The 8014-nt window shown below is 38.6% G+C and carries 9 protein-coding genes and 1 pseudogene; all 10 read left to right on the top strand.

Features of this window, described 5'->3' with window-relative positions:
* Positions 1 to 652 precede the first annotated feature (652 nt).
* The 10 genes and pseudogenes from QZT26_RS15055 to QZT26_RS15010 all read left to right on the top strand — a co-directional run bounded on the left by QZT26_RS15055 (position 653) and on the right by QZT26_RS15010 (position 7956).
* A complete protein-coding gene (locus tag QZT26_RS15055) occupies positions 653 to 901 on the top strand; it encodes a DUF2442 domain-containing protein (protein ID WP_099326753.1) in 249 nt (82 codons plus the stop codon).
* Positions 902 to 1262: 361 nt separating this feature from the next.
* Positions 1263 to 1532, top strand: coding sequence for a nucleotidyltransferase domain-containing protein (locus QZT26_RS15050; protein ID WP_099326752.1), 270 nt, complete (start codon positions 1263 to 1265; stop codon positions 1530 to 1532).
* Positions 1529 to 1996, top strand: a pseudogene (locus QZT26_RS17895) (hypothetical protein). The gene QZT26_RS15050 and the pseudogene QZT26_RS17895 overlap by 4 nt, the downstream one beginning before the upstream one ends.
* Positions 1997 to 2309: 313 nt before the next feature.
* The gene (locus QZT26_RS15040; protein WP_157820737.1) at positions 2310 to 2459 is read left to right on the top strand and encodes a hypothetical protein; all 150 of its coding nucleotides are present in this window, start codon (positions 2310 to 2312) and stop codon (positions 2457 to 2459) included.
* Between the two features lie 313 nt (positions 2460 to 2772).
* The gene (locus QZT26_RS15035) at positions 2773 to 2961 is read left to right on the top strand and encodes an acetolactate decarboxylase (RefSeq protein ID WP_099326751.1); all 189 of its coding nucleotides are present in this window, start codon (positions 2773 to 2775) and stop codon (positions 2959 to 2961) included.
* Positions 2924 to 3379: an acetolactate decarboxylase gene (locus tag QZT26_RS15030; RefSeq protein ID WP_099326750.1), complete on the top strand. Its 456-nt coding sequence runs from the start codon at positions 2924 to 2926 to the stop codon at positions 3377 to 3379. Before QZT26_RS15035 ends, QZT26_RS15030 begins: the two co-directional genes overlap by 38 nt.
* A 130-nt stretch (positions 3380 to 3509) precedes the next feature.
* The gene (locus tag QZT26_RS15025; protein ID WP_099326749.1) at positions 3510 to 5138 is read left to right on the top strand and encodes an ATP-binding protein; all 1629 of its coding nucleotides are present in this window, start codon (positions 3510 to 3512) and stop codon (positions 5136 to 5138) included.
* Positions 5139 to 5152: 14 nt separating this feature from the next.
* The gene (locus QZT26_RS15020; RefSeq protein WP_230405665.1) at positions 5153 to 6340 is read left to right on the top strand and encodes an ATP-binding protein; all 1188 of its coding nucleotides are present in this window, start codon (positions 5153 to 5155) and stop codon (positions 6338 to 6340) included.
* Between the two features lie 157 nt (positions 6341 to 6497).
* Positions 6498 to 7313: a response regulator gene (locus QZT26_RS15015; RefSeq protein ID WP_099326748.1), complete on the top strand. Its 816-nt coding sequence runs from the start codon at positions 6498 to 6500 to the stop codon at positions 7311 to 7313.
* A 448-nt stretch (positions 7314 to 7761) separates the two neighbouring features.
* Positions 7762 to 7956: a hypothetical protein gene (locus QZT26_RS15010; protein ID WP_197705262.1), complete on the top strand. Its 195-nt coding sequence runs from the start codon at positions 7762 to 7764 to the stop codon at positions 7954 to 7956.
* Positions 7957 to 8014: the final 58 nt, after the last annotated feature.

Here is an 8014-nt window from a genome sequence, read left to right as displayed (position 1 = left end):
AAGTATTGCCAAGCCGGAACATACGGGTAGTCACTAGAAAAAAGCTTGCTGTTCGGCGTAAAAGCCAATAAATATAAGGCTTTTACGGCACTTTTGTTTTTTGACTTGGGGTGAACATCCGTTATAAACCTCCCAGATTTCCTCCGCAGACAATTCCACCTCCTTAATCCCCCGCCAGCGGGGGGACAGGCTTGCCACATTTTTTGCAGCTTTCATGCCCTTGTGGGGTTGATCCAGGTGCATTCCCGGTTTTTTTTGACTTCTGCCATGTTTTAATGAAACGTACAGTAGTATTAACCCGTGGCAGCGTTGTTTTGCCCCAATCACACAAACGGTTACAAAAAATCGGGAATGCACATTTCGCAAACAGGAGTTTGAGGACGAGTTGTACCTCAGTAGTTTAATAGATTATGCTGAATAGTTATAAAGAATTAATAAATTGTAATCTTCTTCGTTTTTTGTTTTAATGCCGCTTCAAAGGGGAAAAGGAATGCAATTTCCTGACCATATTCATGTAAAAAAGGAAAGATTTACGGCCAAATTTTGATTAAATCCAATCCGTCTACAAAAATCTAAGGGATTTAGTGATAGTGATCTCATAAAGATTCAAAAATTGGTAGAAGAAAATTAAAATTATTTCAGGACAAATGGAATGAGTGCTTTAGTGCTTGAACATGAATATCTGGCTCAAAAAGTTGTTTTTACAGAGAGTTCTTTTGTAGTTTATTTAAATGATGAGAGAAATATATCCGTTCCCATTATTTGGTTTCCTCGATTGCTGAACGGTAATAAACCAGAACGAGGAAACTATGAATTGATTGGAGATGGAGAAGGAATTCATTGGCCTGATCTTGATGAAGGTATTAGCTTCGAAGGCATATTAGCTGGTAGACGTTCCTGAGAAAGCCAGGAGTCTCTTGATAAATGGCTTAAAAAAAGAATCCGATAAGGAGTGACGGCGCTTTATAAATGCATCAGACAACGGATCGTTTCCGGAAGTGCTTTGAGAACCTTCCTGAACACTCTGCAAAGAGACGAAAAAAAGTTTTGCTGATTACATTCTTGGACAGCCTGTTTATTATTGACGAAATACAAAGATTTATTGATTTCTAAATGGAACAAATAAATCGTCATTTTAAAAGATTCGACGCTTTTACATTTTAGAGGAAAGCGAAGATTCCTAAAATTAAGTATGGTGTCCCCTGAATTACTCTTCTGATCTTGTACGATGATTTTATATAACCGTTTAAGGAGATTCGAAGATGCCAATTACCCAGTCACAAATTGAAAAAATCGTTTCTCTGGCTAAAAGTTACGGTGCAACCCGATTAATCCTTTTTGGAAGCATTATAGAGACTCCAACGCAAGCAAGGGATATTGATATTGCCTGTGACGGTGTTGCCGGTTGGAAGCTTTATGAACTGGCGGCAAGGCTGGAAGAAGAACTGCATGCACCGCTTGATCTTGTGCCTTTGAGTCCACCATCCCGATTCACCAAACACATCGAAAGTAAAGGGAGAATAATACTGTGATAGCCGATGAACTTAAAGAGGAAGTTTATATTGAGATAGAGCTAATCGAAGGTATTTTGCGAGAGATTACTTCTTTGCGCAATGACATCGCAGATCGTGAACCAACTACACGTGAAAAGACTGCCGCTGCTGCTTTTCTTGCCCAATTTTATGGTGGGATTGAAAATATCCTAAAACGCATTAGTAAATTTTATTCCATTCCTCTTCCCGCAGGCGATACCTGGCATATGGATTTGTTCAAGCGGTTTTGTGCCCCATCGCATACTCCTTTGCCAGAATTGTTTGATGAATTGCTATAGTCTGCTTTAGCGCCTTTTCGCAGGTTCAGACATGTCGTTTACCATAGTTATGGATTTCAATTGGAATGGGACCGTATGAAAGAAGGCATAGCAAATATTGAAAATGTGTGGGTGAGATTTAAATCAAATCTTTTTAATTACTTAAAAAATCTGGAATCAGAATAAGCCAAAAAATGGTGAAATAAAAATGTGAACAGAAAATACCGCCATTATTATATTAAAGTTATGTGGTGAAGGCGTTGAGTTAATATTCACGTAGCATTTTAGTTCTTTGAATAATTCCAATAATCCCGAAGGGATGAAATGATTATAGAAATTATGCGAAAAACCCATAATTAACCCCGAAGGGGTGATATCATTAAGTTGATCTACCGGCCGTAAAAGTCCCCCTTAGAAAAGGAGGAAATAGGGGGTTGTTTTTAATCAAATAACCTTAACTTAATGACATTGGGTTGTACCTGATCCCATAAATTTGTGCATGGAATTTCAAAGTAAGAATAGGGCAAACGGGCAGTATTTAGAATTTATCCGGGAAGGGATAAGGGATAGAAGCAACCCGGGGTTGAAAGCAGCGGGAAAGTGGATATTGGGCAGTGATGATTGGGTAAAGACAGTACTTAAAAGATAGGATAATTTTTCATCAAGAGAATTAAGCGGGGTAAAACCATTCAGGAAGGATATATCGGTTGACACGTTAGAGGAGCATGTTTGCAAAGAATTTGGGGTAAAAAGGGAAACGTTAGAAATGCCAATGTATAATAATATTGCCAGACAGATAATGCTATTTCTAGCGGTAAATCATGGTGGCATGACATTAAAAGAAATCAGTCAAAGGTATGGAGCACGGAGTTATTTTTCTGTGAGTAAAGCAGTCAGCCGTTTCCGTCAACGGCTTGCAAAGGATCATACAATACATAAACAATTCAAGAAAATATTCAGATATGACCCCCTTATTTTCTTTGTTAAGCGGTATTTATAATGGAGAAACTACCATTGACCAGTTGAAAAAATATGGCAATTTTGGCATTGGAACATTCAATGCCCTTGATGGTGAAATGGTAGTTGTAGGTGGAAATATTTATCAGGTAAAACATGATGGCCTGGTTATTACAGCCGGGAGTAGATTTTAAGACGTTTAAACTGGTTATGGACAATGCCGTTCCCACAAAAAATATTTTCTATGCCATTCAGATAAAGGGACGTTTTCGCGATATAAAATTGCGAAGTGTTCCGAAACAACATAAACCATACGCGCCGCTTTCTGCTATTATAAAGAAACAACCGCTTTTTTATTCGAAAAACATAGAGGGTACTATTGTTGGCTTTCGTTGTCCGCCGTTTGTTGAAGGATTAAATGTTCCGGGATATCACTTTCATTTCATAAGCAAAGACACCAAAATGGGCGGGCACGTTTTGGATTTTACGATAGAAGAGACAATGCTGCAAATAGACTATACACCAAAATTTTTCATGTTGCTGCCGGATAGTGAAGAATTCTATAAAGCCGATCAGACAATAAACAGAGAAGAGGAATTACAAAAAATATAAAAATAGACTTCCATAGGTTTATGGACATTAAAGAACGCAAAAATCACAGAGTGTATCTTCAGATTAGTTTACCTTGCCACTAAAAAAAAGGTGTTACGCAAAAAATCTATTAAGTAGGAGGAGGATTAACATGATTGAGTTTTTTCAGAATCTCTTTACCCAAGATTTTATGCCTCATGGGCAATGTCTACTATGGAGGCCTGAAATCTTATGGCTATTCGTAATCTCTGACGGCATTATTACCGCATCATACTATTCTATTCCTGTTGCACTATTTTACTTCGTGCGGAGGCGAGAAGACCTGGAGTTTAAGTGGATGTTCGTCATGTTTGGTTTATTCATTTTCTCATGTGGTTCCACTCATTTTCTGGATATCTGGACCCTATGGAGCCCTTCTTATAGGTTTGAAGGTGTCGTAAAGTTTCTTACGGCCATAGCATCCGCATCTACCGCCATAGCCATCTGGCCCCTTATTCCCAAGGCAATTGCACTACCGAGCCCTTCCCAACTAAGAAATGCAAACCTCGAAATGACGCGAGAAATGAATGGACGAAAGAAAGTGGAGAATGAGTTACGCACGTCTTACAAAAACCTTGAAGCTGCTAAACTCTTACAAGAACATGCCAACAGAGCCAAAACTCAATTCCTCTCAAATATGAGCCACGAGTTGCGTACACCGCTCAATGTTATCATTGGCTATACCGATCTTTTAAGTGAGCAATTGCCTGGAAAGCTCAATGAAAAACAGTTAAGATATATCGGTGAAATCAACAGTAGTGGAAAATTCCTGTTGTCTCTTATCAACGATTTGCTTGATATGTCCAAGATAGATGCGGGAGCAATGGAACTCGAACTGGAGGATGTTTCAATCGATGAACTAATTAATGGTATGGTATCCATGATGAGTCGTCAGTTTGTGAAGAAAAAGATAAAAGTGAAAATAATAATTGAACCGGAACTATCAGTTGTGATGGCTGATCTTAGGAAGTGTAAGCAGATTCTTATGAATTTACTCACAAACGCACTCAAGTTTACGCCAAAAGATGGACGGGTTGAAATTTGTGCTGTTAGTGACGGAGACTCCGGAGTCAAAATAGAAGTCAGGGATACCGGGATTGGGATCGCGGAAGATAAGATCGATAAGATTTTTTCTGAATTCTACCAGGCAGAGAATGTGATCGATGAACAACTTGGTGGTACAGGGATTGGGTTGGCCCTAACACGCCGACTGGTGGAACTACATGATGGGAAAATTGGCGTTGAGAGCAAATTGGGGAAGGGGAGTACCTTTTGGTTTACCCTACCACTGAAAAAATTACCGCGAGAAAAATCTTCCGAACAAAAAGAGGTGGGGAAAGTTTTAAAAGAAAATGGTGTATTTCCTACAGGGCGTCGCATACTAATAGTAGAGGATAACGAGCGTAATTTGGCGATGACCGTTGAAATGTTGGAGGTACATAACCACCAGGTAGTAGTTGCCAGAAACGGACAGGAGGCGATTGAGATGGCTAAACAGCATAAACCTGAATTGATTTTGATGGATATTCGGATGCCGGTAATGGATGGCCTGGAGGCAACTCAAAGGCTTCGAGCTATACCAGAATTTGTTAATACTCCTATTATCGCCATGACTGCCAGTACAGGTGCTGAAGCCGAAAAAACTTATCTTGCTAAGGGTTGCACCGCGCACCTGGCAAAACCTATCCATGTAAAGCAATTATATGCGGTTCTTAAAAAGTATTTAAGCGTTGAAAATTAACTAAGGGAAATTTCATGACAAATCCAGCAAGAGTTCTTATCGTTGAGGATAAAAAGACTAGCCGCGATATCCTAAACGAGAGGGTTAATGCACTTGGACATATTTCTATCCCCGCGGAGAATGGACTTTCTGCATTGGCTCAAATAAGAGAACAGCCTCCAGATCTCATCCTGCTTGATATAATGATGCCAGAAATGGATGGATACGAGGTTTTATGTCATTTGAAAGACAGCGCTTCATGGCGTCACATTCCTGTTATCATGATCTCAGCCATCGATGATATGAAAAGTATCATACGGTGTATTGAAAAAGGTGCGGACGACTACTTAACAAAACCTTATAATCCCGTATTGCTCAAGGCAAGAATCGGCTCTTGCTTGATGAAAAAGCGCCTGCATGATCAGGAAGAACAGTATCGCCATCTGCTTGAAAAAAAAGTACAGGAAAAAACCAGTGATCTTCAAAAAACAAATATTGCATTAGAAAAGGCATATAGATTGAAATCTGAATTTTTGGCAACAATGTCGCACGAACTTCGTACTCCGCTCAATGCAATTATTGGATTTGCGGAAGTCTTAAAGGATGGATTGGTTGGACCCATAAATGATGAACAAAGAGAATATGTAGACGATATTTACAGCAGCGGAAAACATTTACTCAACATGATTAACAACGTGTTAGACATTTCAAAGATTGAAGCGGGAAAATTAGAGCTAAAATATGAAGAAATTTGCGTGAAAGAAACAATAGATGACGTATTAAATACGGTGTCAGGAATTGCAAATAAGAAAAATATTACAATAAAGAATACTATCCAATCCGATATACCTACTTTCGTTGTAGATCAATTGAAATTAAAACAAATACTGTTTAATCTTTTATCTAATGCAATAAAATTTACCCCCAAAAATGGTAATGTGTGTATAGACACAACATTGAAAGATCTCTATGTACAATTTGCTATTGCAGATACAGGAATTGGTATAAAACAAGAAGATATAGAAAAAATATTTGAAGCATTCAGCCAAGTGGATTCTTCATTAGCACGGAATTATGAAGGGGCTGGCCTTAGTTTAGCGCTTACAAAACGTTTAGTTGAATTACATGGTGGTGAAATTTGGGTGGAGAGCTTTTATGGAAAAGGAAGTACTTTTACATTTATACTACCTCTACGACCTCCAAATCAAAAGGAAATGGGTTAACACCTTGAAAAGCGTCGTATACTAATAGCAAAGGATAACGAGCGTAATCTGGCGATGACCATTGAAATACTGGATGTAGATAACCTATCCATGTAAAGCAAATGTATGCAGTTATTAAAAAGTGTTTAAGCGTTGAAAATTTGCGGAGGGAAATTTCATGGCAAATCAGGCAAGAATTCTTATCGTTGAGGATAAAGAGTCTAACCGCAATATCCTAAACGAGAGGATTAATGAGCTTGGGCATATTTCTATCCTTGCAGAAAATGGACTATCTGCATTGGCTAAAGTAAGAGAACAGCCTCCGGATATCATTCTGCTTGATATAATGATGCCAGAAATGGATGGATACGAGGTATTGTGTCATTTGAAAGGCAATGCATCTTGGCGTCACATTCCTGTTATCATGATCTCAGCTATCGGTGATATGGATAGTATCGTACGTTGTATTGAAAAAGGTGCGGACGACTACTTAACAAAACCTTTTAATCCCGTATTGCTCAAGGCAAGAATTGACTCTTGCTTGATGAAAAAGCGCCTGCATGACCAGGAAGAGCAGTATCGCAAGCGGCTTGAAGACTATAACTTGGACTTGGAACGTCGTGTAAAAAAGGCGGCTCGTGTTGGTACTCAATATCTTCGCAACTATGTCTCTGATCTCCCCCGAAACTGGGCGGGCATATTAGCAATTATATTAGGAGTGGTGTATATCCTATCTTTTTTTTCATATTTTATCATAGGACTACTTTTATCCGAGGATTATATTCTGGAATATCTCCACAAGTTACATAAGGCAGCAATTGTTTCTTATATTCCCTTAGCATTTATAGTGGAAAGTTACTATATAGTCAGGGGGCTTGGAGAGAACAAGAAACCTTCTGAGTTAATCATTCACGTGTTGGTTAGTTTTTTTCTGTTTTCTATCCTGATCCTTGGAAATCATTTGGCTTTTAAGTGGTGGCTATCGCATATATGAAGAATAAAGTAAAAGAGGCCTAATCTTTAAAGATTGTCCGGGAACTTGGCCGCAAATGAAAATAAGAGGCAGCGCTCGAAGCGCTCAATCATGGACATCGTTCGCTAACCGACAAACAAGAGCGTTTTTAGAAGATTTTCCAGAAGAGACATAAAGCTATACCACGTAAAATTACTTTCATGACCTGATGGCCATCTTGCCTTAAACGCTCTACTATTTGCCGATCTACACTTTCATCTGCCAGACAGTTCAAGCTACCTCCTGAATAGGGAGACGAAGGGGTCGAATCTTTACCATTGACAAATATGTAATTGATAAAGAAGGGTTTGTGCGGTTCTCTGTCTTGATTTGATAATTCACATCCCTCTTCCAGATAAAAAAAACAATTTTTTTATCGCTTTTTGTTTTTATAATAATATAAATCGAAATTCAGACTTATTGGGGGTATATGGATATCAAAGGTAAAAGGCTGCTTAATGAAAGAAAATTCCTTAATTGCGAAAAATTAAGCGACGGGGGCAGAAAATATTGGTTGGAGATAAAAGGAAGGCATGGGTGGAAAGCAAGGTACGTTAAAGAAGTAGATGACAGGGAAGAAACCAAAAATCTTATCAGGAAATTTATGATAGTAATGGAAAATTGATTGAAATCCATGAAAAATATCCTGTGGATAAGGGTCATAAAAGAATGGGGGATGAAAA

The organism is uncultured Candidatus Kuenenia sp. (genome assembly GCF_900696675.1).
GTDB lineage: Bacteria > Planctomycetota > Brocadiia > Brocadiales > Brocadiaceae > Kuenenia > Kuenenia stuttgartiensis_A.
This window is presented reverse-complemented; position numbering and strand designations above follow the sequence as displayed.

Bases quoted from the DNA above. Each gene is read 5' to 3' on its own strand.
- QZT26_RS15055 (WP_099326753.1), top strand. From the start codon at position 653: ATGAGTGCTTTAGTGCTTGAACATGAATATCTGGCTCAAAAAGTTGTT.
- QZT26_RS15050 (WP_099326752.1), top strand. From the start codon at position 1,263: ATGCCAATTACCCAGTCACAAATTGAAAAAATCGTTTCTCTGGCTAAA.
- QZT26_RS15015 (WP_099326748.1), top strand. From the start codon at position 6,498: ATGGCAAATCAGGCAAGAATTCTTATCGTTGAGGATAAAGAGTCTAAC.
- QZT26_RS15035 (WP_099326751.1), top strand. From the start codon at position 2,773: ATGACCCCCTTATTTTCTTTGTTAAGCGGTATTTATAATGGAGAAACT.
- QZT26_RS15010 (WP_197705262.1), top strand. From the start codon at position 7,762: ATGGATATCAAAGGTAAAAGGCTGCTTAATGAAAGAAAATTCCTTAAT.
- QZT26_RS15030 (WP_099326750.1), top strand. From the start codon at position 2,924: ATGATGGCCTGGTTATTACAGCCGGGAGTAGATTTTAAGACGTTTAAA.
- QZT26_RS15020 (WP_230405665.1), top strand. From the start codon at position 5,153: ATGACAAATCCAGCAAGAGTTCTTATCGTTGAGGATAAAAAGACTAGC.
- QZT26_RS15025 (WP_099326749.1), top strand. From the start codon at position 3,510: ATGATTGAGTTTTTTCAGAATCTCTTTACCCAAGATTTTATGCCTCAT.
- QZT26_RS15040 (WP_157820737.1), top strand. From the start codon at position 2,310: ATGGAATTTCAAAGTAAGAATAGGGCAAACGGGCAGTATTTAGAATTT.